This is a genomic window from Xanthomonas sp. NCPPB 4467 (assembly GCF_041475665.2).
GTDB classification, from domain to species: domain Bacteria; phylum Pseudomonadota; class Gammaproteobacteria; order Xanthomonadales; family Xanthomonadaceae; genus Xanthomonas; species Xanthomonas dyei.
On record NZ_CM191260.1, the window covers coordinates 1,216,559 to 1,242,522 of the forward strand.

The following is a 25,964-nucleotide window of genomic DNA, read 5'->3' on the forward strand; positions in this document are numbered from 1 at the left end:
TTTGAGTATATGCCAATCGGCAGAATTGTTGGGGCTGCTGGATTTCGATACTGAGCTCGCCCGATGAGGCACCCCACAACAACCCAACGGAGATTTCCCATGCGTCGCACCCTGTTCTCTCTGGCTTTGGCTCTGGCTGCCACCCCGGCGCTGGCCGCCGGCGTGATGCATTACACCGAAAAGGCGGCGCTGCCTGTCGACGGTGAAGCACGTGAAGTCGCCGCGCTGTTCGATACCTGGAACGCCGCGCTGGCGACGGGCAACCCGCACAAGGTGGCCGATCTGTACGCACCCGATGGCGTGCTGCTGCCGACGGTCTCCAACGAAGTGCGTGCCTCGCGCGAGCAGATCGAAAAGTACTTCGAGATGTTCCTGACCAAAAAGCCGCAGGGCGTGGTCAATTACCGCACCGTGCGCGTGCTCGATGACGACAGCGCGGTGGATGCCGGCGTGTACACCTTCACGCTGACCGACGAGGCCGGCAAGAAGAGCAATGTGCAGGCGCGCTACACCTTCGTGTACGAAAAGCGCGACGGCAAGTGGCTGATCATCAACCACCACAGCTCGGCGATGCCGGAAGTGGACACGCGAGCGGCAGTCGCCAAGACCAAGTAAGTGCTGCATCGGCAACGCGCGCCGGCCGGGCAGGCTTGAAAGCTGCTGCGGCCGGCGCCATCCAGCAGGCAATCCTCACGATTGCGGAGTTGCACCATGCTGGGAATCGGCGCCTTCAAACAACGCATGCCACGTCCGGGCGAGGCACTGCCTGGCCGCGAGCAAGCGCTGCCGTTGCATAACACGCACCTGATCAACGGTCACCCGTTGCGCGGGGAATTTACCGGCCTGGCCCAGGTGCAATTCGGGCTTGGTTGCTTCTGGGGCGCAGAACGCAAGTTCTGGAACGTGCCGGGGGTGTACACCACCGCAGTGGGCTATGCCGGCGGTGAGACACCTAATGCGACCTACTCCGAAGTGTGTTCCGGACAGACCGGCCATACCGAAGCGGTGTTGGTGGTGTACGACGAAACGTCGGTGTCGTTTGCGCAGTTGCTGCGCACGTTCTGGGAAAGCCACGACCCCACCCAGGGCATGCAGCAGGGCAACGATGTCGGCACGCAATACCGCTCGGCGATCTATTGCACGACGCAGGCGCAATACGATGCGGCACTCGCCAGCCGCGACGCCTATCAGCAGCAGCTGGATGCTGCAGGGTATGGCGCAATCACCACGGAGATCCGTTTCCCGGCGCCCACGTTCTACTACGCCGAAGACGATCACCAGCAGTATCTCGCCAAGCACCCCAATGGCTATTGCGGGCTTGGCGGCACGGGAGTGAGCTGCCCGATCGGGCTGGATGCCTGACGGAAAGGCGGGCCGGATTGAAACGCTGACAACCACGTGATCGTGGCAGCGTGCCGATGGCCAACAGTGACCGGCAGCGTTATCACGATCAGGCGCGCATGGGAGTGCATGCCAGGCAACTTGAATGGCTGCGTCGGAGACGGCGTGGCCATCTTTTTTTGTGTGGCGTGCGCAAGGCGCGCCGCCACTACCATGTGTGCCTGATAGGCGAACTGGCCCAGCGGATCATTGCAGCCAATTGCTGCAATGCGTCGGTGCGGCGAATCGCAGCAGTCATTGCATGCAGCCAATGCGCTAGGCGTGCTTGAGTCCGTTGGATCAGACGAATTCGCCGGCAAACATGCCGCGCAGCTGCGCGAGCGTCTCGGTGCGTTCGGGATGCAGCAAACGCATGCAGGCCAGCGCAAAGCCGACCGGGCTGGTGCCTGGTGCGGTAATCACGCTGTCGGCGGTAACGACTTTTTCGTGGCGATACTGTGCGGCGCCGGCATACGGCACCACGTGTTCCTGCAAGAATGCCAGCGTGTTGCTGGTATGTGCGCGGTCGTCGAGCAGGCCGGCATAGGCCAGCGCGATGGTGGCGCCGCAGATCGCCGCGACCGGACGCTGGTGTTGCACGCGCTCCACCAACAGACCACTCAAGCCGGGGATTTCCCCCGCCTGCCAGCGCTCGCTGCCGGGCAATATCCACAGGTCGGCATCCAGCGGCGCCAGATCCGAAAGCGCAAATTCCGGAGTGATGCGCAGACCGCCGATGGACTGCACCGGCTGGCCATCGATGCTGGCAATGACCACCTGATCGCCAAACCATTCGCGCGCCGCTGGCAGCACCACACCGATTTCCCAATCGGCCACGCCGTCGACCATCACCACTGCAATGTTTGCCATTGTCCGCTACGCCAGTTGAGGTACCCGGATTCTAGGCAGTGCGCGCGCGGCGATTGTAAGCAGGGTGTGCAGACAGACAGGCGGGCGGCCGGATCGCGATCTGATCCATCGGCTGCTCGAACGGAGGTTGCCTGCGCGATGCGCGGGGCGGTGGAGGATGGCAACGATCTGCGAGACACGCGGTGTCGATCGGATCCGTCGCGTTACCTGCTTTAACTCGATACACAGCGTGTACCAGCGTCAGAGAGGTGCGCGACGCAGCGGCAGTGGCTTGCGCGTTGCGGGCCGTCGTGTCCGCGCAGGCTTGAACACCGCAGTGCGATCCCCGCTGCACGTCGGAAATGACAACGCCCGCAGCATCGGCTGCAGGCGTTGTTGGTCGCGCTTGTACGCTAAGACGATCAGCCGGCCAGCTTGTCGGCGATGGTCTTGCGCAGGGCCTGCAGATCCTTGGCGAAGGTGTCGATGCCGCTGGCCAGCTTTTCGGTGGCCATCGGGTCGGCGGCCAGGTCGGTGGCGAAGCTGTCGCTGTTGATCGGGGTGATCTGCGCATTGTCGGCCTTGGCCGGCGAGAGCTTGCGCGGCAACTCGCCGTGTTCGGCGTCGAGCTTTTCCAACAGGTCCGGCGAGATGGTCAGGCGGTCGCAGCCGGCCAGCGCTTCGATCTGCGCCGTAGAGCGGAACGAGGCGCCCATCACCACGGTGGACGAGCCGCGCCGCTTGAATTCGTCGTAGACGGTGCGCACGAACACCACGCCCGGATCTTCGTCGATGCTGGCCGGGGTCTGGCCTTGCGCGACGTAGTAATCCAGGATGCGGCCCACGAACGGAGAGATCAGGAACACGCCGGCTTCTGCGCAGGCCAGCGCCTGGGAGCGGTTGAAGATCAGGGTGAGGTTGCAGTCGATGCCTTCGCGTTGCAGCTGACGGGCGGCTTCGATGCCTTCCCAGGTCGCTGCGATCTTGATCAGGATCTTGTCCTTGGACACGCCACGTTCGGCGTACATCGCAATGAACTTGCGCGCCTTGGCGATGGTGGCTTCGGTGTCGTGGGCCAGGTCGGCGTCCACTTCGGTGGACACGCGCCCCGGCACCAGTTCGGCCAGCTTGACGCCCACGCCGATGGTCAGGCGGTCGGCGACCTCGTGGATGGTGGCAGTGCGATCGTCGCCGCCGTGCTCGCGGCCCCAGGCCAGTTCGCGCTCGATCAGGTCGGCATAGACCGGCAGGTCCAGCGCCTTTTTGACCAGGGTAGGATTGGTGGTGCAGTCGACCGGCTTCAGGCGCTTGATCGCGTCGTAATCGCCGGTGTCGGCAACGACCACAGACAGGTCGCGCAGTTGGGCAAGCTTGGAGGGGGATGCAGTCATGCGGGTTCTCTCGAATCGTGGAACGGGTCGGGGATGACACAGCGCGTTACGTTAGCGCGCCGCGCGCTGGAAGTCGCCCGCAGCAGCGGGTTGATCGTGCACTGCGGTCACGCGCAGGCGCAGGTCGCGCCCGTCAGGCGTGCGCCAGTCGATGCTCTGGCCAACCGACAGGCCGAGCAGCGCACTGCCGACCGGCGCGAGCACCGAGATGCGGCTGTGCTGGACATCGGCCTCATGCGGGTACACGAGGGTAAGCGTATGCCGTTCGCCGTGCAGCTGGTCTTCGCATTCGATGCGCGAGTGCATGGTGACGACATCGCCGGGAATCTGGTCGGGCGGCAGCACGCGTGCGCGGCCCAGTTCGTCGCTCAGCGCAGTGGCGGCGGGATGCTTGTTGAACGCGGGGGAATCGAGCAAGGCCTCAAGCCGGGCGAGGTCGTGGCTGGAGACAAGGATCGATGGCGGCAAGCCGCTGTGATGTTGCGAAGTCATGGCACTCTCCTGACGAATACGGCTCGCCAACATGGCAAGCGGCACCGACAAGATGAGGGCGCCGTTGGCCGATCCCAATACATGCTGCCCGGCGGAAACGTGCGGTGACTTGTCTCAGGCCGACGCGGTTCTTTTTTCAAGCCACTGGCGTTAACGAGGCGATCAAGCGAGCGCGGTGAGCGAATTCCAGGGCGCAGATGGCCGGATCGAACGCCGCGCATGTACGCCACCAGACGGAAGTGGCTGCACAGATGAATCTGCAGAGGTACAAAAACAGCAGCTGAAGAAAAACCAAAGGCGCCGCTTCCGCGCCGCCAATGTGTGTTGTCTACGAATGTCGCGCGAAGCGACCACATCCGTGAAACGCTTTTACGATTCCCGATTCCCGATTCCCTAAGCCGCAACCGCCTTGGGGCCGGTCGCAGGTTGATCCAGCGTAAACAGGCTGTCCGGCAATTCCTTGAACAACTGCGACAACTGCTCCAGGAAAGCAGTCATGGCCGAGCTGCGACGCCAGGCCATGGCAATGCGACGGCTGGGTTGCTTGTCTTCGCGGAAGCGGATCAGGCGGATGTTTTCCGACCGGGCCACCGGCGGTTTGACTGCCAGCAGCGGCAGCAGGGTGACGCCGACATTGGCGGCCACCATCTGACGCAGGGTCTCAAGACTGGTGGCCTGGAATTCCGACTTTTCCAGCGCACCGGCCAGATGGCAGACATCCAGCGCCTGTTCGCGCAGGCAGTGGCCGTCTTCCAGCAACAACAGGCGCTGTTCGGACAGATCGTCCAGCGTCATGCTGTCGTGGCGCGACAGCGGGTGGCCCTCCGGCACCGCCAGCACGAAGGGTTCTTCGAACAGAAATTCGGCATGCAACTGGTCGTCCTGCAACGGTAGCGCCAGCAGCGCCGCATCCAGGCGGCCCTCGCGCAGCTGGTGTATCAGCTGATCGCTTTTTTCTTCGATCAACAGCAGCTCCAGGCGCGGGAAGCGCTCGCGGATGCGCGGCACCACATGCGGCAACAGATACGGCGCCAGCGTGGGGAAGATGCCCAGCCGCACGGTGCCCGCCTCCGGGTCCTGGCTGCGGCGTGCGGCTTCCTTCATCTGTTCCACTTCGGCAACGATGCCGCGCGCGCGCATCGCCGCTTCGCGGCCGGCCGGCGTCAACATCACCTTGCGTGGTGCGCGTTCCACCAGCGGCACACCCAGCTCGTCTTCGAGTTTCTTGATCTGGGTGGACAGCGTCGGTTGACTGACAAAACACGCCGTCGCGGCGCGGCCGAAATGCTTGTGGTCAGCCAGGGCTACCAGATATTTCAGGTCACGCAGATTCATGTGCAGCAGCCCTCAAGGCGGTGACGGTTAACGACTGACGCGTGATCCAGCTTAGCGCCCGGCATGGCCGGGCGATGGCTGCGCTTGCGCTTACGCGGCTTGCGCAACGTTTTCGGCGCTGACCGGTGCGCTGGAGCGGATCAGGTGATCGAATGCGCTCAGTGCGGCCTTGGAGCCTTCGCCCATTGCGATCACGATCTGCTTGTACGGCACCGTGGTGGCATCGCCTGCCGCAAACACGCCGGGCACGCTGGTCTGGCCGCGGTCGTCGACGATGATCTCGCCGCGCGACGACAGCTCGACCGTGCCGCGCAGGAACTCTGTGTTGGGCAGCAGGCCGATCTGCACGAACACACCTTCCAGATCGATGTGCTGGATATCGCCGCCGGTGCGGTCCTTGTAGACCAGGCCGGTGACCTTCTGCCCGTCGCCCAGCACTTCGGTGGTCTGCGCGCTGGTGATGATGCGCACGTTGTGCAGGCTGCGTAGCTTGCGCTGCAGCACTTCATCGGCGCGCAGCTTGTCGTCGAATTCCACCAGCGTGACATGCGCCACGATGCCGGCCAGATCGATCGCCGCTTCCACGCCCGAATTGCCGCCGCCGATCACCGCCACGCGCTTGCCCTTGAACAGCGGGCCATCGCAGTGCGGGCAATAGGCCACGCCCTTGTTCTTGTATTGATCTTCGCCCGGCACGTTCATCTGCCTCCAGCGCGCACCGGTGGACAGGATCACGGTCTTGCTCTTGAGCGAGGCGCCATTGGCCAGCTTGATCTCGATCAGGCCGTCGGCACCGGCCGGGATCAGCTGCTCGGCGCGCTGCAGATTCATGATGTCCACATCGTATTGACGCACGTGCTGTTCGAGCGCGGCGGCCATCTTCGGGCCTTCGGTTTCCGGCACGGAGATGAAATTTTCAATCGACATGGTGTCCAGCACCTGCCCACCGAAACGCTCGGCGGCCACACCGGTGCGGATGCCCTTGCGCGCGGCATACACCGCCGCTGCCGAGCCTGCCGGGCCACCGCCGACCACCAGCACGTCGAAGGCCTCCTTGGCGGCGATCTTGGCAGCGTCGCGCTTGGCGGCGTTGGTGTCGAGCTTGGCGACGATCTGCTCCAGCGTCATGCGGCCCTGGTCGAACAGCTCGCCGTTCAAGTAGACGGTGGGCACCGACATGATCTGGCGGGTTTCGACCTCGTCCTGGAACCATGCGCCATCGATGGCGACATGCTTGATGCGCGGGTTGAGCACGGCCGCCAGATTCAGCGCCTGCACCACGTCCGGGCAGTTCTGGCAAGACAGCGAAAAATAGGTTTCGAACTGGTAGTCGCCATCCAGATGCTGCACCTGCTCGATCAGCTCGGCGGTGGCCTTGGACGGATGGCCGCCGACCTGCAGCAGCGCCAGCACCAGCGAGGTGAACTCGTGGCCCATCGGCAGGCCGGCAAACCGCAGCGAGATATCCTGGCCCGGGGTGGTCAGCGCGAACGACGGCTTGCGCTGGTTATCGTCGCGGTGGACGTCCAGGCTGATCTTGTCCGACAGCAGCACCAGGTCTTCGAGTAGGTCGAGCATTTCGCGCGAGCCGGTGCTGTCGTCGATCGACGCATGGATCTGGATCGGGCGCGTCACCCGTTCCAGGTAGGCGGTCAGCTGGGTCTTGAGATTGGCATCCAACATGGAAAACTCCTGGGAATGGGCAAGGGGAGGGCGTGGCGTCGCTGCCGCAGGGCAGGCCGCCGGGGAAGGAAGGAGGTGAACCGCAGCCGGCGCGAGGTCGGGATGCGTGCTGGCGATGGCTGGCGGGCAGCCCGGCACCGGCTCCGGTTCACCCCCGGCCCGATGGACCGGGCCAGGGATGCGCGGCGGCTTAGATCTTGCCGACCAGGTCCAGCGACGGAGCCAGGGTCTTGGCGCCTTCCTTCCACTTGGCCGGGCAGACCTGGCCAGGGTTGTTGGCCACGAACTGTGCTGCGGTCAGCTTGCGCAGCGTCTCGGTGACGTCGCGGGCGATCGAGTTGTCGTGGATTTCCAGGGTCTTGATCACGCCTTCCGGATTGATGATGAAGGTGCCGCGCAGGGCCAGGCCTTCTTCTTCAATGTGCACGCCAAAGGCGCGGGTCAGCTTGTGGGCCGGGTCGCCGATCAGCGGGAACTTCGCCTTGCCCACGGCCGGCGAGGTCTCGTGCCACACCTTGTGCGAGAAATGCGTGTCGGTGGTGACGATGTACACCTCGGCGCCAGCCTTCTGGAACGCGGCATAGTTGTCGGCGGCGTCTTCCACTTCGGTCGGGCAATTGAAGGTGAATGCAGCCGGCATGAAGATCAGCACCGACCACTTGCCCTTCAGGCTGGCCTCGGTGACTTCGATGAAGTTGCCGTTGTGGTACGCATTCGCCTTGAACGGCTGGACCTGGGTGTTGATGAGAGACATTGAGTTTCCTCGTGCGATGAAAGGGGGGCGGGGGATGGAACAGTGGCCATGGTAGGCAGGATCGATAGATATCTCAAATCGATTGATGGAATTGCATAGATAGGTTTTGGCTATCGATTTTGCAGACGGCATCTGGCGCTGCGGGTAGGCCGTTCCATCTCCGATAATGGTCGGCCGATGTTTCGCACAAGTGAATGATTCGTATGAGCGACGATCCTGCAGGCATCCCCGCCGAACAGCTGCTGCGGCAGGCCGCGCTGCGGATCGAGCGTGCCGATGCCGAGCCGCTGCTGCTGCATGCACTGGGCCGCGACCGCGCCTGGCTCTTCGCGCACGGCCGCGACCCGGTGCCGCCGACCGTCGCGCAGGCCTTCGACGCCTTGGTGCAGCGGCGGCAGGCGGGCGAGCCCGTGGCCTACCTGACCGGTTCGCGCGGGTTCTGGACCCTGGACCTGGCCGTCTCCACGGCCACGCTGATTCCGCGTGCCGACACCGAAGCGTTGGTCGAGCTGGCGCTGGAACGGCTGGACCAGGCGCCCGGCCGGCGCGTGGCCGATCTTGGTACCGGCAGCGGCGCGATCGCGCTGGCGATCGCCAGCGAGCGGCCGCAGGCGCAGGTGATCGCCACCGACGCCAGCGCGGCCGCGCTCGCCATCGCCCAGCGCAACGCCGACAGTCACCGCCTATCGAACGTGCACTGCCGCCACGGCAGCTGGTTCGCGCCGCTGGCCGGCGAGCGCTTCGATCTGATCGCCAGCAATCCGCCGTATATCGCAGCCGGCGACCCGCATCTTGCGCAGGGCGATCTGCGCCACGAGCCGGCCAGCGCGCTGGCATCGGGCAGCGACGGGCTGGACGACATTCGCTTGATCGTGGCCGATGCGCCCGGCCATCTGCGCGCAGGCGGCTGGTTGCTGCTGGAGCATGGCTGGGATCAGGGCGCGGCCGTGGCCGAGTTGCTGCGCACGCGCGGGTTTACGCAGGTGGCCACGCATCAGGATCTGGAACAGCGCGATCGTGTGACGTTGGGCTGCTGGGAGGAGGGGACTATGCGGTGATGCTGGTGGATGACGCAGCGTTGGTGGTCACGCCGGCATTGCGCGCCGGCCTGCGCAGTCACACCTCGCCACGGGAAGACGCAGCCGTCGGCTCCATCGTCGATCGCTACAATGCGGGTTTTCGCCCAGGACCGACGCATGCGCACGCTCTATCCCGAGATCACGCCCTACGAACAGAGCAGTCTGAAGGTCGACGACCGCCACACGCTGTACTTCGAACAGTGCGGCAACCCGCAGGGCAAGCCGGTGGTAATGCTGCACGGCGGCCCGGGCGGCGGCTGCAACGCCAAAATGCGGCGCTTCCACGACCCGGCCAAGTACCGCATCGTGCTGTTCGATCAGCGCGGTTCCGGCCGGTCCACCCCGCATGCCGATCTCACCGACAACACCACCTGGGATCTGGTCGCCGACATCGAGCGCTTGCGCACGCAGTTGGGCATCGACCGCTGGCAGGTGTTCGGCGGCAGCTGGGGCTCGACGCTGGCCTTGGCGTATGCGCAAACCCACCCGCAGCAGGTCACCGAACTGGTGCTGCGCGGCATCTTTTTGCTGCGTCGTTTCGAGTTGGACTGGTTCTATCAGGAAGGCGCCAGCCGGCTGTTCCCGGATGCATGGGAGCACTACATCAACGCCATCCCGGCCGACGAACGCGGCGATCTGGTCGCCGCCTTCCATCGCCGCCTGACCAGCGACGACGAGGCCACGCGCCTGGCCGCCGCCAAGGCCTGGAGCGTGTGGGAAGGCGCCACCAGCTTTTTGCATGTGGACGAAGACTTCGTTACCGGGCATGAAGACGCGCACTTTGCGTTGGCCTTCGCCCGTATCGAAAACCACTACTTCGTCAACAAGGGCTTCTTCGAGGTGGAAGGCCAGTTGTTGCGCGATGCGCACCGCATTGCCGACATCCCCGGCGTGATCGTGCATGGCCGCTACGATGTGGTGTGCCCACTGCAAAGCGCCTGGGACCTGCACAAGGTCTGGCCGAAGGCGCAGCTGCAGATCAGCCCGGCATCGGGACATTCGGCCTTCGAGCCGGAAAATGTCGATGCACTGGTGCGCGCGACCGACGGGTTCGTTTGAGCGACGCCGTCGGGCACAGGCGAGTGATGCGCCCGGTCACACGAGCGCATGACCCGTAGGAGCGTGCCTGCGCGCGATGAGGCGTGATCGACAACGCTTCCTCGCGCGCAGGCACGCTCCTACGGTGGTTGTCGTTTCAGCGTGGTAACAGCGCCTGGGCCAGCGGCGGCAGGATGCGCGCCAATCGATCTGCCCATGCCTGTTGCCCGGTGGCGTCGCCGATCAGGTCCTGGCGGATTTCCAGTTCCACATGCAGCAGGCCGCGGCCTTCGCCGTATACCGGGATGGCGTAGTCGGTGGCATCGCTTACCGCGTACGGTTGATTGTCGCCAACCACCAGGTCCGGTTCTGCGCGCAACGCATCCAGCAAGCGATGCGCCAGCCGCGCGTCTCGGTGGTACAGCACGCCGGCATGCCAGGGCCGCGCGTTGCCGGCCATCACCGGGGTGAAGCTGTGCATCGACACCAGCAGCGTCGGTTGGGCGCGCTGCGCGCGTGCATCCAGTTCGGCCGCAATGCGTGCGTGGTAAGGCGCGAAGATTGCATCGATACGTTGCTGGCGATCGGCGGCGGTCAACGCCAGGTTGCCGGGAATGGATGTGCCGTCGCTGATCTCCGGCATTCGGCTGGCCGCGCCATCTGGCCGGTTGCAGTCGATCACCAGACGCGAATAGGTCTGGGTGATGGCGATCGCATCCAGCGCCTCGGCCAGCAGACGTGTGACCTGTGCGATGCCGATATCCCAGCCGATATGGCGATCCAGCTCCTGTTGCGGCAGGCCCAGATTGGCCAGCCGTGCGGGCACGCGCTGGCCGGCGTGATCGGCGATCAACAGCCACGGCGATGCCGCCTGCGCGTTGTGCACGGTGAACGCTGGCGGATCCTCGGGGCCAAGCAAGTGACCGGCAGCGGCATCAACCACGCGGCGTGCCATCCAGTGCGTGATCGACCAGATACAGCCCGGCCCACAACTTTGGATCCATCTGATAGCCCTCGGCCATCTTCTGCACCAGCCACGCGCCGACCTGCGCGCGCGGGATTTCGTGCACGGTGATGTCTTCGCTGGCATCGCCGCCGCCGGCGCCGACCTTGCGCAACCCGGTGGCGCGCACGAAGGCGATCTTCTCGCTGCTGGCGCCGGCCGAAGTGGGGCCGATCATCAGTATCTCGGCGTGTTCGGCGGTCCAGCCGGTTTCTTCTTCCAGTTCGCGGATCGCCGACAGCTCGATGGATTCATCGGCATGCACATCGCCCACCAGCCCGGCCGGCATTTCGATGGTGCGCGCCTGCAGCGGTACGCGAAATTGTTCGACGAACAACATCGCATCGTCCGGCGTCACCGCCACGATGATCGCGGCCAGGCCGCCGGCGTGCACGCGCTCGGAATATTCCCAGGTGCCACGTACGACCATGCGCTGGTACTTGCCTTCGTAAACCACGGTGGGCGGGGTGTCGTGTCGGTTCATGGGTAGGTGCCTTGAGACAGGGAAGCGGGAGGGGGCGGCAGCGCGGCGCCGTCGCACACGGCCAGCAGGCGTCGGCGCGTGAGCGGTCCGAAGCGCAGGCTGTCGCACAAGCCGATCAGCATGTCCGCATCGGCCGGTGCACGCGTGAAGCCGGCGTCGGTCAGGTCGAGCGGTGCATCCAGCGCGATGGTGGTGAGCTGGCGCCACAGCAGCGCATGGTCGCGCTGTTCGCGCAGCCGCACGGCCATTTGCGCGGCGCCGCGCAAGCGCAGGAACGGGATCTCGTCGATGCGCTCCAGCAAGGCATCCAGGCTGCCGAAATGCGCCAGCAGCACGGCTGCCGATTTGGCGCCGATGCCGGTGATGCCGGGAATGTTGTCGATCGCATCGCCGCACAGCGCCAGATAGTCGGCAATCTGATGCGCATGCACGCCATGGCGCGCCTTCACCCCATCCATGCCCCAGCGCAGATTGCGCGCGTAATCCCACTGTTCGTCGTGCTCGAACAGCAACTGCGACAGATCCTTGTCGGCCGACACGATCACCCCGCGCAAGCCTTGCGCGCGCACGCTGTGCAAGGCGCTGCCGATCAGATCGTCGGCCTCGTACTCACGGTGCGCCAGCACGCTCAGGCCCAGTGCCGCGCACAGTGCCTTGCAATGCGCAAACTGGCGCCGCAATGCATCCGGTGCCGGCTCGCGGTTGCCCTTGTAGGCCGGGTAGATGGCATGCCGAAAGCAGCTGTCCAACGCTTCGTCGAAGGCGATGGTGATGTACTGCGGGCGCTCGCGTTCCAGCAGGTCCAGCAGAAACCGCGCAAAGCCGTGCACCGCATTGGTCGGCCAGCCTTGCGCGTCCTGAAACTCGTCCGGGATCGAATGCCAGGCGCGAAACACGTACAGGCTGGCATCGATCAGATACAGCGGCTCCGGGCGCGGACCGCCCGGCAGCGCCGCGGCAATGGCACCCGGCAGCGTGCTCACGGGGTCCAGTCGCGCAATAAGGCGCGCGGGTCCGGACGCTCGCGCTCGGGCACCTGCATGCGCGGCGTGCCGATATGGATGAAGCCGGCAATGCGCTCGTTTTCGCCCAGGCCCAGGTAGCCGGTCACGGCCGGGTCGTAGGCCATCCAGGCGGTCAGCCACTGCGCGCCGAAACCATGCGCCTGCGCGGCCTGCAGCAATGCAAAACACACACAGCCGGCGGTGAGCAGTTGTTCCTGCTCGGGCACCTTGTGCTCCGGGCGCAGCGCGGCGATGACCACGATCACCAGCGGTGCGTCGCTGAAGCGCTTGCGGTCTTTTTCGACTACGGCTGGCGGCGCCAGCGGATCGGCGGCCTGGGTGCGGTCGGCCAGAAAGTCGCCCAAGGCATGCCGCGCGTCGCCGCTGATGCGCAGGAAACGGAACGGCACCAGCTTGCCGTGGTCGGGCACGCGCACGGCCGATGTCAGCATGCGCAGCAAGGTGTCTTCATCCGGCCCGGGCTCACCCAGTTGTTTGGAGGGGACCGAACGACGCGCGTCCAGCGCTTGTAGCGAATACGGTGCGTGCATGATTTGCGGTTCTGGGCAACGGATATCCCAATTATAGACGGGCTCTTCCCGATGCCTGTCGCATGCTGGCCGGCCAGGCGATGCCTGCCGTCATAGCATCGCTCCTTCCTGCCCGCATTGCCGCGCAGGTGCTGGCAGAGCGGCTGGCACACGGATCGCTGCCGGCGGTGGTGGAGCACTTTCTCAGCCGTGTCTGGCGTCCGAGCGTGCAACAGGTTGCGTTGCGCGTCGATGCCGGCCCGGCCCTGGACGCTGCCATTGCAGTGGGCGACGCCGTGTTGGCGCAGCTGACGCCTGCACGCGGCGATACCGCGCTGGACGCGCGGCGGGCGGCGCTGCTGGAGGCCTTGCCCTGGCCGGCATTGGGCCGCGCGAGGCCGAGTCATGATGGGTCTGGCTGGACTGGCTGCGTCTGCATCGCGAAGAAGACGCCTTCTACAGCGCGATGCAGGGCGTGGTCGACGGGCTGGACGCGGCAGCCAACCTGAAGCCTTAACCCCCGCAGGCGTATAAGGACCAACGGCAGGCTCCACCACGGCGTTGCGAGCTAGGATGTCGGCTTGACACGCAAACCCTGGGCGGTCACGAGTAAAGTGAGAGTTGCGTCACACTTAACGAACGAGCGAAACGCCTACCATGCGAGGGCGGAATTTGGGGCCGCGTCGGTTTTTCCTCGTTTGAATATTTTCACGCCTGCAGAGGCGGGGAGCCTTTGCGCATGACTTTTCAGCCCAGTCCGTCGGGACACCCGGGCCGTGACCAACGCTTGCTCGAGCAGGCGCACGACGCGTTTGTGCCCGCGCTGGTGCAGGTGTTTGCAGCTGCAGTCGCACATTTCGATGATGTGCTGTTCGATCGCGCCGAATCCGCTGGCGCGTCACAGTTGCTGTTTCTCGATGGCATGCGCGAGCTGCGCCGCAAGCGCGAGGACGTGACCACCCAATTCCGCCAACAGCTGGAAGATGGCTGGCAGGCGTTGTTGCTCGGCACGCCGTTGTCGGCCGAAGTGGTACTGGCCGGCGACATGGGCACCGGCCCGCTCAGTCTGGTGCCCGAGCATGTCCTCGAATCGCGCTTGGCAGTGCGCAACCTTGCCACCGTGCTGCTGCGCGATTTCAAGCAGGTGCTGGCGCGTGTCGACCGCCGCCTGGGCTGGATTGCCGGCGGCCTGGAACTAGTGGCCGACACCAATCCGTTCGGTCCGGAACATCTGGGCGTGGCGATCCACGAAGCGTTCGCCACCTGCGATCTGGCGCCGGAAGTGCGCCTGGTCGTGATCAAACTGTGCGAGCGCGACCTGGCCGAACCGATCGGCAAGTTGTACGCGCGCCTGGACGAAACCCTGGCCAAGGCTGGCGTGATGCCGGAGATTTCGCAGCCCAAGCGCCCGCCGCCGCGCATGCAGCCACGCGGGCAGACGCCCGAAGCGCGCACGCAGGCCGACGCTTATGGCGGCAATGCCGAGATGGGCGGCGACGATCAGAACGACCAATACGCGCCAGCCTGGGCCAATCGCTTCCTGGACCGCTGGGCGCATAGTCGCGGCCGCATGCAGGCCGCGGCGCAACGCGGCGATGCCGATGGTGGCGGCGCTGGCGGCATGGAAGGCGAGGCCGATCATCCGGGTGGCAGCCAGGGCATGCTGCTGGATGCGCTGCATGAGCTGTTGCAGCAGACCCGTAGCGTGCGCGACAGCGCAGCCTCGGCCGCGTCGGTGGCGGTGGGCCAGCAACGCCCGCTGAGCCAGCGCGAAATGATGTCGGTGTTGTCGTTGTTGCAGGCCACGCCCAGCGCAACGCTGCAGGCGGCCATCGGCGACGACAACGAATCGCTTGCGCAGCGCCTGAAGAACGAAGTGCTCAACAGCGCCACGCGTCTGGGCGTGGACCCGGCCACCGCACGGCTGGATCCGATGGACGAGGATGCGATCGACCTGGTCGGCATGCTGTTCGACGTGATGCTGGACGAGCGCGATCTGGAAAACCGCTCGCGCGAGATGATCGGCCGGCTGGTGGTGCCCTTCGTCAAGGTGGCGCTGCTGGACCGCAAGATGTTCGTGCAAAAGACCCACCCGGCACGGCGCCTGCTCAACTCGCTGGCCGAGGCCTGCGAGGGCAATAACGGCGATAGCGCCGCCGAGCGCGTGCTGATGGGCAAGGTCGAAGAAATCGTCGACCGCCTGGTGGCCGAATTCAACGAGAATCTGGCGATCTTCCTGACCCTGGAAGAAGAGTTCCGCGATTTCCTGTCGCAGCACCGCCGCCGTGTGGAAATTGCCGAACGCCGCGCCACCGAAACCCAGCGCGGCCAGGAAAAACTGGAGCTGGCGCGTAACCGCGCGCTGGCGGAGCTGGAGCAGCGCGTGCTGGCCGGTGCGCCGTTGCCCAAGGCAGTGGAAGACTTCCTGCGCCAGCCGTGGCTGCATCACCTGACCATGGCGATCCTGCGCGACGGCGACGAAGGTCCCGGCACGGTCGAGGCATTGGCGCTAGCCGATGGCGTGCTGGAAGAACTGAGCGAGGCGCGCCGCCACATCATCGGCAAGCCGTGGCTGCAGGTCTGGCAACCGGCGCTGCATCGCGTGTTCGCCAGCGTTGGCCTGCATGGCGACGCGGTGGTGGTAGCGATCACGGCATTGCACGACACCTTGCAAGCCATCGCCGAGGCACGCCCGGAGCTGGAAAAAGCCTTGCCGGAACTGCCGCAGGTCAACCTGCCGCCGCCAGCGGCCGAAAGCGTCAGCGTGGTGTTGGGTGCCGAAGCGGTGGCGCAGAGCATCGACAGTGCCGACGCCGAACGGTTCCGTGCGATGGACATCGGCACCTGGCTGGATTTCGTCGACAAGGACGGCAAGGTGCAGGCTGGCAAGCTGTCGTGGGTCAGCCCGATCTCGCAGCGGCTATTGTTCGTCAACCGCCGCGGTGTGCGTTTCTGCGTCGCCTCGCCGGAAGAATTGGCGGTGATGGTGCGGCTGGGTCGCCTGCGCGAACACATCAACGATGGCGCGTTCGACAGTGCGATGCAGGGCGTGATCGACCGGCTGGATCCGCTGCACAACAGCGGCACGGTGCACTGAGCGATTGCATGGACTGCGCGGCGATTTCGCTGCGCCGCGGAGGCCGTGTCGCTGTCTTCGGCGAGCGTGCGTTCGAGAGTGGATATGCGTCGCTGGCGCGGCCATCGCGAGGGTCTTGCCGGGTCGGCGTTCGGACTCCTAGAGCCGTTGGGCTCCTGCGGCAGACGCCGGATGTTCGCGGCGTCGTGGCGGTTCGGATGGCCACGCGACTCTTTCGAAGTGACTCATCGGCAGGCGCGGAATCATTGCAGCAGCAAACGCTGCGTGTGCTGTCTTATCGCGCAATACGTGAGCGCTGCATTTGCGATCGGATTGTGCAGCACGCTTAGAGCGGCTAACAAAACGTAGCGAGCAGTCGCCAGGTGGGTGCGGACGGTGCGGAGGAACCGGGGTGCACGCGTGGTACATGCCGCACCGAGCACCGGCCGCGCCCGTTTGTCGGCCGCTCTTAACCGATGCAGTTGCCTTGATCCTCGCACTCCGGCAGCCACGCCTGCGATGACCGCATCCCGGAGCGCGGTCTTCAGCCCGATGCCGGGCCAATGAACTCCAGCGCCCGCGCGATCACCGAGGCGTGATCGACCATACGGTTATGGCCCAGTCCTTCGGTACTGAACAGCTGCGCGCCTGGCCACAGTGCGGCAAAACGCGCGCCTTCTTCCCACGGCGTCTCGCGGTCGCGGCGGTCGTGGATGATCAGCGCCGGGCGATCGAAGTGCGGCAGGTACGCGGTGGCATCGAAGTCGGCAAAACGCTTGCCGGTAATCTGGATCAGCCAGTTTTCGAACGGTACGAATGCGCCGGGTGCGATACCGAACGCGCGGAACTGACGTTGCGCGCTGGCGGCCGGCGCCAGCAGCGGGGCGATCAACACATAACGGGACGGACGCCATGCCGGGGCGTCGGCAAACACCACCGATGCCGCCCCCAGCGAGTGGCCGATGAACACCGCAGGGCGGCCGAAGCGCTCGCCGATCTGGCGCAGCATCTTCACGAAATGCGGCATGTTGCTGATCTTGCCGCTGCTCAGGCCATGTGCCGCCTGATCGAACGCGAGCACTGCATAGCCACGTGCGCGCAGCTGCGGTACCCAGGCCGCAAAGCGCAGCCCGTAGCTGGCCCAGCCATGCGACAGCAGCACATACGGCTGCTGCGCGGGGTCGCCCCATTGATAGACGGCGATGTCGATGCCGTCGATGCGCAGGGTTTGCTGCTGCACATCGGTCAGCGTTGCGGCGATAGCGGCGGCCTGCCGGCGCCCGGCCGCACCCGGGGTGACGAAACGGCGCGCCAGAGAGCGGCCAGTCGGGCCGGGGGCCAGCCGGCTGATGCCGCTCATCAGACCGCGGAGCAGCTGCGCACGCAACTTGGCGATGGACGAGCTCATGGGGGAGTCCTTGTGGGGTGAGGGCACGTCGCATATCTTGTCGGTGACAAGATGCGCCACAAGTTTGCCGATTCAATCTTGTCAGCGTCAAGATGATCTGCTCCACTGAGCTCCCGATAAACGAAGCCGCCATGTCGCGATCAGACGTTCCTGCTGGCTATCACCACGGCGATCTGCCGGCCGCATTGCGTCGCGCTGGCTGGGAGCTGGTCGGCGAATCGGGCGTGCGTGGGCTGACCTTGCGCGAATGCGCGCGCCGCGCCGGGGTCTCGCATGCCGCACCCGCGCACCACTTCGGCTCGCTGGACGGGTTGGTGGCGGAACTGGCGGCCGATGGTTATGAACGCATGCTTGCGCGCATCCACGCAACCCAACAGGAACTTGCCAACCCGTTGCTGGGCTGCGGACTGGGCTACCTGCGATTTGCCATCGACTATCCGCAGCAGTTCCGGCTGATGTTGGGTCTGGACCTGCGTTCGCGCCGCCTGCCACGGTTGCTGCAGGCCAGCGAGGCGGCCATGGCCTGCCTGCGCGATACGGTGCGCGCGCAGTGGAGTGCTCGTCACGGCAGCGCTCCAGGTGCCGAGCTGCTGGAACAGCGCACCCTGCTGGCGTGGAGCGCCGTGCATGGCTATGCGTCGCTTGCGATCGACCGCAAGCACGACGCACTGCGGGCGTTTGCGCCTGAAGTGGTGTTCGCGCCGTTGCTGCAGGCGGTGCTGGAGCCCTGAGGCGCCATCTGCGAGGGACGTGCGGTACGTGGTGACGTGCGACCTGGCCGACAGCCAGCGCAGCACATGTGCCAGGCGCCGCAGCCGCGCTCTGCTAGCATCGCCGCACTGAGCGCGAGACCGGAGCAACCCATGGCTGTGCAGGTGCTGGTGCTGAAAGAACAGGCGGCGGGCGAACGCCGGGTGGCGGCAACGCCGGAAACGGTCAAGAAGCTGGTCGCGCTTGGGGCCCATGTGTGGATCGAGCCGGACGCCGGCCGCGCCAGCAGCATGGACGATGCGGCGTATCTGCAGGCCGGTGCGCAACTTGCCCATGCACAGACACTCGATCAGGCCGACATGCTGCTCTGCGTGCAGGCGCCGCCGGCCGATGTCCTGCTGCACTGCAAGCCGCAGACGGTGGTGATCGGCATGCTCGCACCCGATGCCGACCCGGCGCGCGCGCAGGCATTTGCCACGCGCGAGCTGGTTGCGTTTCCGCTGGAGCGCCTGCCGCGGACCACGCGCGCGCAATCGATGGACGTGCTGAGTTCGCAGGCCGGCATGGCCGGCTACAAGGCTGTGTTACTGGCCGCGCAACTGGCGCCGCGGTTCTTCCCGATGCTCACCACCGCCGCCGGCACCATGCGCCCTTGCAAGGTGGTGGTGATCGGTGCAGGCGTGGCCGGCTTGCAAGCGATCGCCACGGCCAAACGGCTGGGTGCGCAGGTGGAAGGCTTCGACGTGCGCCCGGAAACCCGCGAACAGATCGCGTCCTTAGGCGCGCGCTTTCTGGATCTGGGCGTCAGCGCTGCCGGCGAAGGCGGCTATGCGCGCCAACTCACCGACGACGAACGCGCCGAGCAGCAGCGCCGCCTGGCCGAGCATCTCAAAGGCGTGGATGTGGTGGTCTGCACCGCGGCCGTGCCGGGGCGGCCGGCGCCAAAGATCGTGACCACGCAGATGGTGCAGGGCATGCGCGCCGGCAGCGTGATCGTGGATCTTGCGGCGGAAACCGGCGGCAATTGCGCGGCCACGCGTCCGGGCGAAACCGTTGAGCTCGATGGCGTGGTGGTCGCCGGGCCGCTCAATCTGGCAAGCCAGGGCGCCGTGCATGCCAGCGAGATGTTTGCGCGCAACGTCTACGCGTTCGCCGCGTTGTTGATCAGCGACGGTGCGCTGTCATTCGACTGGAACGATGAGTTGCTGGCGAAGACGCGTTGGTCGGCGACAGCGGCGACAGCGGCGACGTAACGCGCCGTCTGTCTGCAACGCACGCGGCGACTTTCGAAGACCCGCTGGCGCGCGCTGGTGTCTGAACTCTGAAGGTGTGATCGCACGCCGGAGCATCCGGGCAGCCAGTGCGGCCGCGTTCAATCGTCCGTTGGCGGGTGGTCGCGTAACCAGGCGCTGCGTTCGGCCGGGCTCATCTTCTGCCAGCGTTGTTGCAGCTCATTGCGCTGTTGCGGGTTGAGCGCGCGCATGCGGTCGAACAAGGCCTTGGCTTCGCGGCGCTGGTCCGGGCTCATGTTGCGGAAGCGGTCCATGCCGGCCTTGGCCTGCTTGCGCTGTTCGGGGGTCATGTCCAGCCAGCGACTGGCGTGCCGGTACATGCGCGGGCGTTCTTCGGGCACATCGTTCCAGCGCTCGCGCAGCGCATCGATCAGCACCTGGCGCTGTTGCTGGGTCAGCTTGTCCCACTCCGGCATCGGCGTCTCGTTGCGCGGTCCCGGGCCATGCGGGCCGGGTCCGTCCATCGGCGGTGGCCCTGGCGGGCCCGGCGGGCGGTCCTGGGCCAACAGCGACGCGCACGGCCCGGCACAGAGCAGCAGGGTCAACAGCAGGCGGGTGGTGCGGGTCATCGTGTTCATTCCATGGCCAAAGCGGTATCGGACCCGAGCCAGACATACAGGTCGGGGTTCTGGGTCAGCAGGTCGTCGGTATCGGTGCTGGCGGCATTGCCGGCGGTGGCCACGGACTGGGTCGGGGCCACGCCTGCGGACGCGCTGTCGCCCGGTCGCAATTGCAGGCCGATACCGATGGCCAGCAGCCCGGAGCAGGCGGTGGCCAGCAACCAATAACCGCGGCGTGGACGCGCCGCCGACGCGTGGCGGGCCTGGCGCAGGCGTGCCAGGGTCTGCGGCGGCAGACTGGTGAGCGCTGCGGCGTGCAGTTGGCGCAGTTGCGCATCGAACTGGGCCGGATCGTGGGAGCGGTTCACAGGAAATCCTCGAACTGTTTTTGTAACGCGTCGCGCGCGCGCGACAGGTGAGTTTTGACCGAGCCTTCGGAGCAGCCCATCGCCTTGGCGGTGGTGGCCACGTCCAGGTCTTCCAGCACACGCAGCGTGAATGCCTCGCGCTGGCGTGCCGGCAGGTTGCGCAGCGCCTGGACCAGCCGCTGGTAAGCCTGCTGATGTTGCTGCGCGCCGACCGGGCCGATGCCGGGGTCGGCCCACTCGATCGGGCCTTCGTCATCGGCGCGCTCGGCCGGTGCCCAGAATTTCAGCCGGAACGTGCGGCGGCGCTGCAGGTCGATGATGCGAGTACGCAGGATGCTCCAAAACAACGGCGTCCATTCCTCGGCCGGCCGCTCGCGGTAGCCGAGCAGCTTGACCATGGCGTCCTGCACGGCATCCAGCGCGTCTTCGCGGTGACGCAGACCGGCCTCGGCAAAACGGAACGCGCGCGGACCGATGCCGGCCAGAAAGGCGTCCAGCGACACCGGGACGGCGGCGGCCGTTGCAGAAGGCTGCGGATCGAAAGAGGTTCCCACCAGCACAGCGTAGCTTCCGCGAAGACGATACGACGTCAACGGCCCAGCGCCGATTCGGTTGACATGCCCGATGCGTGGGTATGATCGGCGGGCCGCACCGGCCAGTGGAGCGAAAGACGATGAGCGACGGGTTCGTAGCGCTGTACATCTTCATGCTGGCGGCCATCGCTGGCCACGTGATCATCTCGCGGGTGCCGGTGATCCTGCATACCCCGCTGATGTCCGGCTCCAACTTCATCCATGGCATCGTGCTGATCGGTGCGATGGTGGTGCTTGGGCATGCCGATACCACGCTGGAAAAAGCGCTGGGGTTCGTCGCGGTGGTGCTGGGCGCGGGCAATGCGGCCGGGGGTTACGTGGTGACCGAGCGGATGCTGGACATGTTCAAGTCGAGTAAGAAGCCGCCCAGCGGGGATGCGACATGACGGTTTCTACCCCTGAATTACTGTCGTGGCTGGTGAAATCCAGTTATCTGGTTGCCGCTACGTTGTTCCTGCTGGGCTTACAGCGCATGGCCTCGCCGCTGACCGCGCGTAGCGGCATCCGCTGGGCCGGGCTGGGCATGCTGATCGCCACGGTGGCCACGTTCTTCCTGCCGGAACTGCGCAACGTGCCGCTGATCCTGGCAGCGCTGGCGATCGGCACCGGGGTGGCGTGGTGGTCGGCCAGGAAAGTGGCCATCACCGACATGCCGCAGATGGTGGCGCTGTACAACGGCATGGGCGGCGGCTCGGCGGCGGCGATCGGCGCGGTGGAATTGCTGCGGTTTTCCTTCTTTGCCAATCGCGACACCGCGCACTGGAGCGCGCAGGCGATCGCCGAGCTGGCGGCGCGGCGGCCGGACACCACCACGGTGGTGCTGGCGGTGATCGGCTCGGCGATCGGGGCGGTGTCCTTGTCCGGCTCGATCATCGCCTGGGCCAAACTGGATGGCCGGCTCGACCGACGGGTGACCTTTCCCGGCCAGCAAGCGGTCAATCTGCTGGTGGCGCTCGCGGTCCTGGCGCTCGGCATCTGGGCCGCCACCAGTTTGCAGCCGCTGGCGATCATCGCCTTCTTCGCCGCGGCGCTCGCGCTAGGCGTGTTGATGACGCTGCCGATCGGCGGTGCCGACATGCCGGTGGTGATTTCGCTCTACAACGCCTTTACCGGCCTGGCGGTGGCATTCGAAGGCTATGTGCTGGGTAACGAAGCGCTGATCATCGCCGGCATGATGGTGGGTGCGGCCGGCATCCTGCTGACCCGGCTGATGGCCAAGGCGATGAATCGGCCGATCAGCGGCGTGCTGTTTTCCAACTTCGGTGGCGGCGGACAGGCGCAGGAAATCAGTGGCGCGCAAAAACCCATCGAGGCCGGCGATGTTGCCGCGATGATGGCCTTCGCCGAGCGGGTGGTGATCGTGCCCGGCTACGGCATGGCGGTGGCGCAGGCGCAGCACAAGATCTGGGAGCTGGCGCAGCGGCTGATCGCGCGCGGGGTCAAGGTGAAGTTTGCGATCCACCCGGTCGCCGGGCGCATGCCCGGGCATATGAACGTGCTGCTGGCCGAAGCCGGCGTGCCGTACGACCTGATCGCCGATATGGACGACATCAATCCCGAGTTCGCCAGCACCGATGTGTCGCTGGTGATCGGCGCTAACGACGTGGTCAACCCGGTCGCCAAGACCGACCCGGCCAGCCCGATCTACGGCATGCCGATCCTGGACGTGGTCAATTCACGCAACACCGTGGTGATCAAGCGCGGCAAGGGCACCGGGTTTGCCGGCATCGAAAACGCGCTGTTCTACGCCGACAACACCCGCATGCTCTACGGAGACGGTGCCGAAGCGGCCAGCGCGCTGGTCAGCGAGTTGAAGGCGCTGGATGGGGGCGGGCATTGAGGCCTCGTACGACTGATGTCGCGGATGCACTTGAGAAGCCGATTGGTCTAGGGCGCTGTGCTCGCTGCCAAGTTCCTCGCAGCTAAGGCCCAGATCGGCAGCTCACGCGTGAGCCATCCGCAATCTCCAGCCAGTCGCACATAAGCTGCCGAGCTTTCGAATCGCAGCAGTGTTCAGGGGTAGTCCAACGCTCAGCTCGTCGAGGGCGCGGTGCCCTCACCGCTTGCGGGACACGCCGTGAATCCGTCCGTGGAGGCTCCTTGGCGGCATCCATGCCGCCAGGGGTCCCGCAAGCGGCGAGGACACCGCACCAGAGAGTTGGTCGGCTGCTTTCTTGAAAGCGTGCTGCGGGTGTTGCGCTGCGCTATGCAAACGAAAGTTTTTGGATTGCGTGTTGAAAGCCGGTCTGCTGCTCGGCTTGCGATGAGAATGTGGTGAGAAGCTGGCAGACGCAAAGTGAGCCGATCAGCGCACGTCATGCCCTGCTCGCAACCACACACACCGACCAGCTTGACTGGTCCTTGCCCGCTCACCGTCGCGTGACCTTTGGCGGCATGGATGCCGCCAAAGAGCTTACAAGGACGTACTTGCAGCGTGTCCCGCGAGGGTGGGCGGGTAAGGGCCTGCAGCCAAGTTGCAGAGCTTCAGGCATCGCTGCGTCGGCACAATGAGGCATGACAGCCTTCGAAGAACAGCGCCATCTGGATCTGTGTGACTGAGGCATCCGCTTCAACACATCTGTGCTTGGGCTACCGCGACAAACGCGCCTGATTCAGCGCGCAGCCCACCACGCCACGAGCACCGCTGCGAAATAACACAACAGATCGAACGCATTGGTGGCCAGTTGCAGCAGGGTCCAGGCCAGGCGCGGGCCCATTTTCTGCGCCGAGGTCCATGGGTCCAGGCCCAGCGATCCGCCCAGTTGCGCCGAGGCGATGCCCCAATTGGCGCCGACGATGATCAGTGCGGTGGTCGCCACCGCCACGCCAATCCGCAACCGGCCGGCGCGCAACGTGCCCAGGCGCAGCATCCAGGCCACTTCCAGCGCAACCAGCACTGCCATCCAGCCGGCCTGGTTGCCCAGCGCAAGGGCGATGAGCAGCCAGGCGATGAGGGCGGTGACGCTTCCCAGCAACAGGAGCGGGGGCCAGAGCCAGTGGGCGCTTCTGGCGGACGCGGAGGTGGGCGGCATTGGAGCTCCTGACAGTGCGCACATGATAGAGCGCATGCCGCACTTTGCGATGCACTGCGTCGGCAGATGGAATGCAGCGTCGTCGATGGAATGGGCGGCCGGCGGCGGTGGCGCCACCACGGTCGGCTAGAATGGCCGACTTGCGCGCACCCGGCGCGGCCCCATATCCAGCCCATGTACTCCCGTAGCAGCGAACCCGTCCAGTTCGAACGCGATTGCGATGCCGTCATGGTGCCGCAGGGCGATTCGGTGACCCTGCCCGCAGGCAGCTATGGCTATATCACCCAGGCCCTGGGTGGCAGCTACACGGTCTTTGTCGAAGGCAATCTGTTCCGCATTGCCGGCAAGGATGGCGATGCGATCGGCAAGGAGGCCCCGCCGGGGCTGGAATTGCCCGCCAACGCCAGCGACGAAGAAGTGGAAGCGCTGGTGTGGCAGCAGCTGCGTACCTGCTTCGACCCGGAAATTCCGTTCAATATCGTCGATCTGGGCCTGGTCTACGAGGCGGTGGTCAGCCATCGCGAAGAGGACAACCAGCGCCGGGTGGACGTCAAGATGACGCTCACCGCGCCCGGCTGCGGCATGGGGGAGATCCTGGTCGACGACGTGCGCAGCAAGGTGGAAATGATCCCGACCATTGCCGAGGCCGATGTCGAGCTGGTGTTCGACCCGCCGTGGGGCCGGCATATGATGTCCGAAGCGGCCCGTCTCGAGACCGGCATGCTCTGATCGTCAGGCGCCATGTCTGCAGATGTGGCGCCGCGTCCTTTCGCCCGCCATACAGGAATCTTCCGGTGTCCGTGTCCTTCGCTTCCACCCGTTCTCCGTCGCCGCGCAGTGCCGACGAACTGTCCGTGATCCTGGCCGCGCCCGGCTTCGGGCTGCATTTCACCGACCACATGGTCGCCATTTCCTGGAACAACGAGCAGGGCTGGCACGACGCGCAAGTGCGCGCCTATGGCCCGCTGCAGCTGGATCCGGCGGCCTCGGTGCTGCATTACGGCCAGGAAATCTTCGAAGGCATCAAGGCCTACCGGCATGCCGACGGCTCGATCTGGACCTTCCGCCCGCAGGCCAATGGCGAGCGCCTGCAGCGCTCGGCGCGCCGTCTGGCGCTGCCGGAATTGCCGGTGGACCTGTTTGTCGAATCGCTGCGCCAGCTAGTGGCCGTGGACGCCGGCTGGGTGCCGTCGGCGCCGGAAACCAGCCTGTATTTCCGCCCGTTCATGATTGCCGATGAGGCCTTTCTGGGCGTGCGCGCTGCGCACAAGGCCTCGTACTACGTCATCGCCAGTCCTGCCGGCCCGTACTTCGCCAAGGGCGTGGCGCCGGTGTCGATCTGGTTGTCCACCGAATACGCGCGTGCGGCCAAGGGCGGCACCGGCGCGGCCAAGTGCGGCGGCAACTACGCCGCTTCGCTGCTGCCGCAGCAAAAAGCCTATGCGCAGGGCTGCTCGCAGGTGCTGTTCCTGGACCCGGTGGAAGGTAAGTACATCGAAGAACTGGGCGGCATGAACGTGTTCCTGGTCTACCAGGACGGCACCTTGGTGACCCCGGAACTGTCCGGCAGCATCCTGGAAGGCATCACCCGCGACAGCATCCTGCAGCTGGCCCGCGACCGCGGCATGCGCGTGGTCGAGCGCAAGGTGTCCATCGACGAATGGAAGCAGGGTGTGGCGTCGGGCGAAATCGCTGAAGTATTCGCCTGCGGCACCGCCGCGGTGGTCACCCCGATCGGTGAGCTCAAGGGTGACGGCTTTGCGGTGGGCGATCTGTCCGCGCCGGCGGGCGAGGTGACCATGTCGCTGCGCCAGGAATTGACCGATATCCAGTACGGCCGCGTGCCGGACCGGCATGGCTGGCTGGTGCGCTTGTCCTGAGTCAGCGCTAAAGCGTCAAAAA

General features: G+C 65.7%; 27 protein-coding genes and 1 other RNA gene. 12 read left to right on the forward strand and 16 right to left on the reverse strand.

The window, feature by feature from the left end:
• Positions 1–99 precede the first annotated feature (99 nt).
• Both ACCQ06_RS05210 and msrA read left to right on the forward strand, forming a co-directional pair.
• Positions 100–615 (forward strand): SgcJ/EcaC family oxidoreductase, encoded by a 516-nt coding sequence (locus tag ACCQ06_RS05210; RefSeq protein ID WP_316690633.1) that lies wholly within the window; start codon positions 100–102, stop codon positions 613–615.
• Between the two features lie 96 nt (positions 616–711).
• Positions 712–1,362, forward strand: coding sequence for a peptide-methionine (S)-S-oxide reductase MsrA (msrA, locus tag ACCQ06_RS05215; RefSeq protein ID WP_104614949.1), 651 nt, complete (start codon positions 712–714; stop codon positions 1,360–1,362).
• Positions 1,363–1,680: 318 nt separating this feature from the next.
• On the opposite strand, the gene ACCQ06_RS05220 is transcribed toward msrA, so the two are convergent.
• The 6 genes from ACCQ06_RS05220 to ahpC form a co-directional block, all read right to left on the reverse strand.
• Entirely contained in the window at positions 1,681–2,250 is a 570-nt protein-coding gene (locus ACCQ06_RS05220; RefSeq protein ID WP_104614950.1) for a type 1 glutamine amidotransferase family protein, read from the reverse strand.
• A 401-nt stretch (positions 2,251–2,651) separates the two neighbouring features.
• Positions 2,652–3,620 (reverse strand): transaldolase, encoded by a 969-nt coding sequence (gene tal, locus ACCQ06_RS05225; protein ID WP_316690634.1) that lies wholly within the window; start codon positions 3,618–3,620, stop codon positions 2,652–2,654.
• Between the two features lie 51 nt (positions 3,621–3,671).
• Complete coding sequence (gene rnk, locus ACCQ06_RS05230; RefSeq protein WP_055851460.1) at positions 3,672–4,112, reverse strand: nucleoside diphosphate kinase regulator; 441 nt, start codon at positions 4,110–4,112, stop codon at positions 3,672–3,674.
• A gap of 393 nt (positions 4,113–4,505) precedes the next feature.
• A complete protein-coding gene (locus ACCQ06_RS05235) occupies positions 4,506–5,447 on the reverse strand; it encodes a LysR substrate-binding domain-containing protein (protein ID WP_228324050.1) in 942 nt (313 codons plus the stop codon).
• Between the two features lie 90 nt (positions 5,448–5,537).
• A complete protein-coding gene (gene ahpF / locus ACCQ06_RS05240; protein WP_104614953.1) occupies positions 5,538–7,130 on the reverse strand; it encodes an alkyl hydroperoxide reductase subunit F in 1,593 nt (530 codons plus the stop codon).
• A 190-nt stretch (positions 7,131–7,320) separates the two neighbouring features.
• Complete coding sequence (ahpC, locus tag ACCQ06_RS05245) at positions 7,321–7,884, reverse strand: alkyl hydroperoxide reductase subunit C (protein WP_010381556.1); 564 nt, start codon at positions 7,882–7,884, stop codon at positions 7,321–7,323.
• Between the two features lie 203 nt (positions 7,885–8,087).
• Here ahpC and prmC point away from each other — a divergent pair, with 203 nt between their 5' ends.
• Entirely contained in the window at positions 8,088–8,942 is an 855-nt protein-coding gene (gene prmC / locus ACCQ06_RS05250) for a peptide chain release factor N(5)-glutamine methyltransferase (RefSeq protein WP_316690700.1), read from the forward strand.
• 138 nt (positions 8,943–9,080) lie between these two features.
• Complete coding sequence (pip, locus tag ACCQ06_RS05255) at positions 9,081–10,022, forward strand: prolyl aminopeptidase (RefSeq protein WP_316690702.1); 942 nt, start codon at positions 9,081–9,083, stop codon at positions 10,020–10,022.
• Positions 10,023–10,158: 136 nt separating this feature from the next.
• On the opposite strand, the gene ACCQ06_RS05260 is transcribed toward pip, so the two are convergent.
• Genes ACCQ06_RS05260 through ACCQ06_RS05275 form a run of 4 tightly spaced genes read right to left on the reverse strand, consistent with a single transcriptional unit; the run spans position 10,159 to position 13,043 of the window.
• The gene (locus tag ACCQ06_RS05260; RefSeq protein ID WP_316690704.1) at positions 10,159–10,956 is read right to left on the reverse strand and encodes an N-formylglutamate amidohydrolase; all 798 of its coding nucleotides are present in this window, start codon (positions 10,954–10,956) and stop codon (positions 10,159–10,161) included.
• Complete coding sequence (locus ACCQ06_RS05265) at positions 10,937–11,488, reverse strand: NUDIX hydrolase (protein WP_316690706.1); 552 nt, start codon at positions 11,486–11,488, stop codon at positions 10,937–10,939. The genes ACCQ06_RS05260 and ACCQ06_RS05265 overlap by 20 nt, the downstream gene beginning before the upstream one ends.
• Complete coding sequence (locus ACCQ06_RS05270; protein ID WP_228324046.1) at positions 11,485–12,471, reverse strand: 5'-3' exonuclease; 987 nt, start codon at positions 12,469–12,471, stop codon at positions 11,485–11,487. The genes ACCQ06_RS05265 and ACCQ06_RS05270 overlap by 4 nt, the downstream gene beginning before the upstream one ends.
• Positions 12,468–13,043, reverse strand: coding sequence for a nitroreductase family protein (locus ACCQ06_RS05275; RefSeq protein WP_228324045.1), 576 nt, complete (start codon positions 13,041–13,043; stop codon positions 12,468–12,470). Before ACCQ06_RS05275 ends, ACCQ06_RS05270 begins: the two co-directional genes overlap by 4 nt.
• Before the next feature lie 62 nt (positions 13,044–13,105).
• Here ACCQ06_RS05275 and ACCQ06_RS05280 point away from each other — a divergent pair, with 62 nt between their 5' ends.
• Positions 13,106–13,531, forward strand: a complete 426-nt coding sequence (locus tag ACCQ06_RS05280; protein ID WP_372365214.1) for a hypothetical protein — start codon at positions 13,106–13,108, stop codon at positions 13,529–13,531.
• Between the two features lie 230 nt (positions 13,532–13,761).
• Complete coding sequence (gene pacR, locus ACCQ06_RS05285) at positions 13,762–16,119, forward strand: PacR family protein (RefSeq protein ID WP_316690710.1); 2,358 nt, start codon at positions 13,762–13,764, stop codon at positions 16,117–16,119.
• Positions 16,120–16,451: 332 nt separating this feature from the next.
• Here the strand turns inward: pacR and ACCQ06_RS05290 are convergent.
• Together ACCQ06_RS05290 and ACCQ06_RS05295 are read right to left on the reverse strand one after the other, a co-directional pair.
• Positions 16,452–16,527: non-coding RNA, sX9 sRNA (locus tag ACCQ06_RS05290), on the reverse strand.
• 115 nt (positions 16,528–16,642) lie between these two features.
• The gene (locus ACCQ06_RS05295; protein WP_316690712.1) at positions 16,643–17,506 is read right to left on the reverse strand and encodes an alpha/beta hydrolase; all 864 of its coding nucleotides are present in this window, start codon (positions 17,504–17,506) and stop codon (positions 16,643–16,645) included.
• Between the two features lie 131 nt (positions 17,507–17,637).
• Between ACCQ06_RS05295 and ACCQ06_RS05300 the strand changes: the two genes are divergently transcribed.
• Together ACCQ06_RS05300 and ACCQ06_RS05305 are read left to right on the forward strand one after the other, a co-directional pair.
• Positions 17,638–18,237 carry a TetR/AcrR family transcriptional regulator gene (locus tag ACCQ06_RS05300; protein WP_228324043.1) on the forward strand — a complete coding sequence of 200 codons (600 nt, stop codon included), beginning with the start codon at positions 17,638–17,640 and terminating at the stop codon, positions 18,235–18,237.
• Between the two features lie 132 nt (positions 18,238–18,369).
• Entirely contained in the window at positions 18,370–19,470 is a 1,101-nt protein-coding gene (locus tag ACCQ06_RS05305) for an NAD(P) transhydrogenase subunit alpha (protein WP_316690715.1), read from the forward strand.
• A 119-nt stretch (positions 19,471–19,589) separates the two neighbouring features.
• Here ACCQ06_RS05305 and ACCQ06_RS05310 read toward each other — a convergent pair whose 3' ends face one another.
• Genes ACCQ06_RS05310 through ACCQ06_RS05320 form a run of 3 tightly spaced genes read right to left on the reverse strand, consistent with a single transcriptional unit; the run spans position 19,590 to position 20,997 of the window.
• A complete protein-coding gene (locus ACCQ06_RS05310; protein ID WP_104614996.1) occupies positions 19,590–20,078 on the reverse strand; it encodes a DUF3106 domain-containing protein in 489 nt (162 codons plus the stop codon).
• 5 nt (positions 20,079–20,083) lie between these two features.
• A complete protein-coding gene (locus tag ACCQ06_RS05315) occupies positions 20,084–20,437 on the reverse strand; it encodes a hypothetical protein (protein WP_104614963.1) in 354 nt (117 codons plus the stop codon).
• Positions 20,434–20,997 carry an RNA polymerase sigma factor gene (locus ACCQ06_RS05320; RefSeq protein WP_316690717.1) on the reverse strand — a complete coding sequence of 188 codons (564 nt, stop codon included), beginning with the start codon at positions 20,995–20,997 and terminating at the stop codon, positions 20,434–20,436. Before ACCQ06_RS05320 ends, ACCQ06_RS05315 begins: the two co-directional genes overlap by 4 nt.
• 113 nt (positions 20,998–21,110) lie before the next feature.
• On the opposite strand from ACCQ06_RS05320, the gene ACCQ06_RS05325 reads away from it, so the two are divergent.
• Positions 21,111–21,416 carry an NAD(P) transhydrogenase subunit alpha part 2 gene (locus ACCQ06_RS05325; protein ID WP_104614964.1) on the forward strand — a complete coding sequence of 102 codons (306 nt, stop codon included), beginning with the start codon at positions 21,111–21,113 and terminating at the stop codon, positions 21,414–21,416.
• On the forward strand, positions 21,413–22,870 hold the full coding sequence (locus tag ACCQ06_RS05330) for an NAD(P)(+) transhydrogenase (Re/Si-specific) subunit beta (RefSeq protein WP_316690720.1): 1,458 nt from the start codon (positions 21,413–21,415) through the stop codon (positions 22,868–22,870). The genes ACCQ06_RS05325 and ACCQ06_RS05330 overlap by 4 nt, the downstream gene beginning before the upstream one ends.
• A gap of 772 nt (positions 22,871–23,642) precedes the next feature.
• On the opposite strand, the gene ACCQ06_RS05335 is transcribed toward ACCQ06_RS05330, so the two are convergent.
• Entirely contained in the window at positions 23,643–24,062 is a 420-nt protein-coding gene (locus ACCQ06_RS05335) for a hypothetical protein (RefSeq protein WP_104614966.1), read from the reverse strand.
• 174 nt (positions 24,063–24,236) lie between these two features.
• On the opposite strand from ACCQ06_RS05335, the gene sufT reads away from it, so the two are divergent.
• Complete coding sequence (gene sufT / locus ACCQ06_RS05340) at positions 24,237–24,791, forward strand: putative Fe-S cluster assembly protein SufT (protein WP_011260066.1); 555 nt, start codon at positions 24,237–24,239, stop codon at positions 24,789–24,791.
• Between the two features lie 65 nt (positions 24,792–24,856).
• Positions 24,857–25,942: a branched-chain amino acid aminotransferase gene (locus tag ACCQ06_RS05345; RefSeq protein WP_104614967.1), complete on the forward strand. Its 1,086-nt coding sequence runs from the start codon at positions 24,857–24,859 to the stop codon at positions 25,940–25,942.
• Positions 25,943–25,964: the final 22 nt, after the last annotated feature.

Excerpts from the sequence above, each read along its gene's own strand:
- ACCQ06_RS05210 (WP_316690633.1), top strand. The coding sequence starts at position 100 with ATGCGTCGCACCCTGTTCTCTCTGGCTTTGGCTCTGGCTGCCACCCCG.
- msrA (WP_104614949.1), top strand. The coding sequence starts at position 712 with ATGCTGGGAATCGGCGCCTTCAAACAACGCATGCCACGTCCGGGCGAG.
- ACCQ06_RS05220 (WP_104614950.1), bottom strand. The coding sequence starts at position 2,250 with ATGGCAAACATTGCAGTGGTGATGGTCGACGGCGTGGCCGATTGGGAA.
- tal (WP_316690634.1), bottom strand. The coding sequence starts at position 3,620 with ATGACTGCATCCCCCTCCAAGCTTGCCCAACTGCGCGACCTGTCTGTG.
- rnk (WP_055851460.1), bottom strand. The coding sequence starts at position 4,112 with ATGACTTCGCAACATCACAGCGGCTTGCCGCCATCGATCCTTGTCTCC.
- ACCQ06_RS05235 (WP_228324050.1), bottom strand. The coding sequence starts at position 5,447 with ATGAATCTGCGTGACCTGAAATATCTGGTAGCCCTGGCTGACCACAAG.
- ahpF (WP_104614953.1), bottom strand. The coding sequence starts at position 7,130 with ATGTTGGATGCCAATCTCAAGACCCAGCTGACCGCCTACCTGGAACGG.
- ahpC (WP_010381556.1), bottom strand. The coding sequence starts at position 7,884 with ATGTCTCTCATCAACACCCAGGTCCAGCCGTTCAAGGCGAATGCGTAC.
- prmC (WP_316690700.1), top strand. The coding sequence starts at position 8,088 with ATGAGCGACGATCCTGCAGGCATCCCCGCCGAACAGCTGCTGCGGCAG.
- pip (WP_316690702.1), top strand. The coding sequence starts at position 9,081 with ATGCGCACGCTCTATCCCGAGATCACGCCCTACGAACAGAGCAGTCTG.
- ACCQ06_RS05260 (WP_316690704.1), bottom strand. The coding sequence starts at position 10,956 with ATGGCACGCCGCGTGGTTGATGCCGCTGCCGGTCACTTGCTTGGCCCC.
- ACCQ06_RS05265 (WP_316690706.1), bottom strand. The coding sequence starts at position 11,488 with ATGAACCGACACGACACCCCGCCCACCGTGGTTTACGAAGGCAAGTAC.
- ACCQ06_RS05275 (WP_228324045.1), bottom strand. The coding sequence starts at position 13,043 with ATGCACGCACCGTATTCGCTACAAGCGCTGGACGCGCGTCGTTCGGTC.
- ACCQ06_RS05280 (WP_372365214.1), top strand. The coding sequence starts at position 13,106 with ATGCTGGCCGGCCAGGCGATGCCTGCCGTCATAGCATCGCTCCTTCCT.
- pacR (WP_316690710.1), top strand. The coding sequence starts at position 13,762 with ATGACTTTTCAGCCCAGTCCGTCGGGACACCCGGGCCGTGACCAACGC.
- ACCQ06_RS05295 (WP_316690712.1), bottom strand. The coding sequence starts at position 17,506 with ATGAGCTCGTCCATCGCCAAGTTGCGTGCGCAGCTGCTCCGCGGTCTG.
- ACCQ06_RS05300 (WP_228324043.1), top strand. The coding sequence starts at position 17,638 with ATGTCGCGATCAGACGTTCCTGCTGGCTATCACCACGGCGATCTGCCG.
- ACCQ06_RS05305 (WP_316690715.1), top strand. The coding sequence starts at position 18,370 with ATGGCTGTGCAGGTGCTGGTGCTGAAAGAACAGGCGGCGGGCGAACGC.
- ACCQ06_RS05310 (WP_104614996.1), bottom strand. The coding sequence starts at position 20,078 with ATGACCCGCACCACCCGCCTGCTGTTGACCCTGCTGCTCTGTGCCGGG.
- ACCQ06_RS05325 (WP_104614964.1), top strand. The coding sequence starts at position 21,111 with ATGAGCGACGGGTTCGTAGCGCTGTACATCTTCATGCTGGCGGCCATC.
- ACCQ06_RS05330 (WP_316690720.1), top strand. The coding sequence starts at position 21,413 with ATGACGGTTTCTACCCCTGAATTACTGTCGTGGCTGGTGAAATCCAGT.
- ACCQ06_RS05335 (WP_104614966.1), bottom strand. The coding sequence starts at position 24,062 with ATGCCGCCCACCTCCGCGTCCGCCAGAAGCGCCCACTGGCTCTGGCCC.
- sufT (WP_011260066.1), top strand. The coding sequence starts at position 24,237 with ATGTACTCCCGTAGCAGCGAACCCGTCCAGTTCGAACGCGATTGCGAT.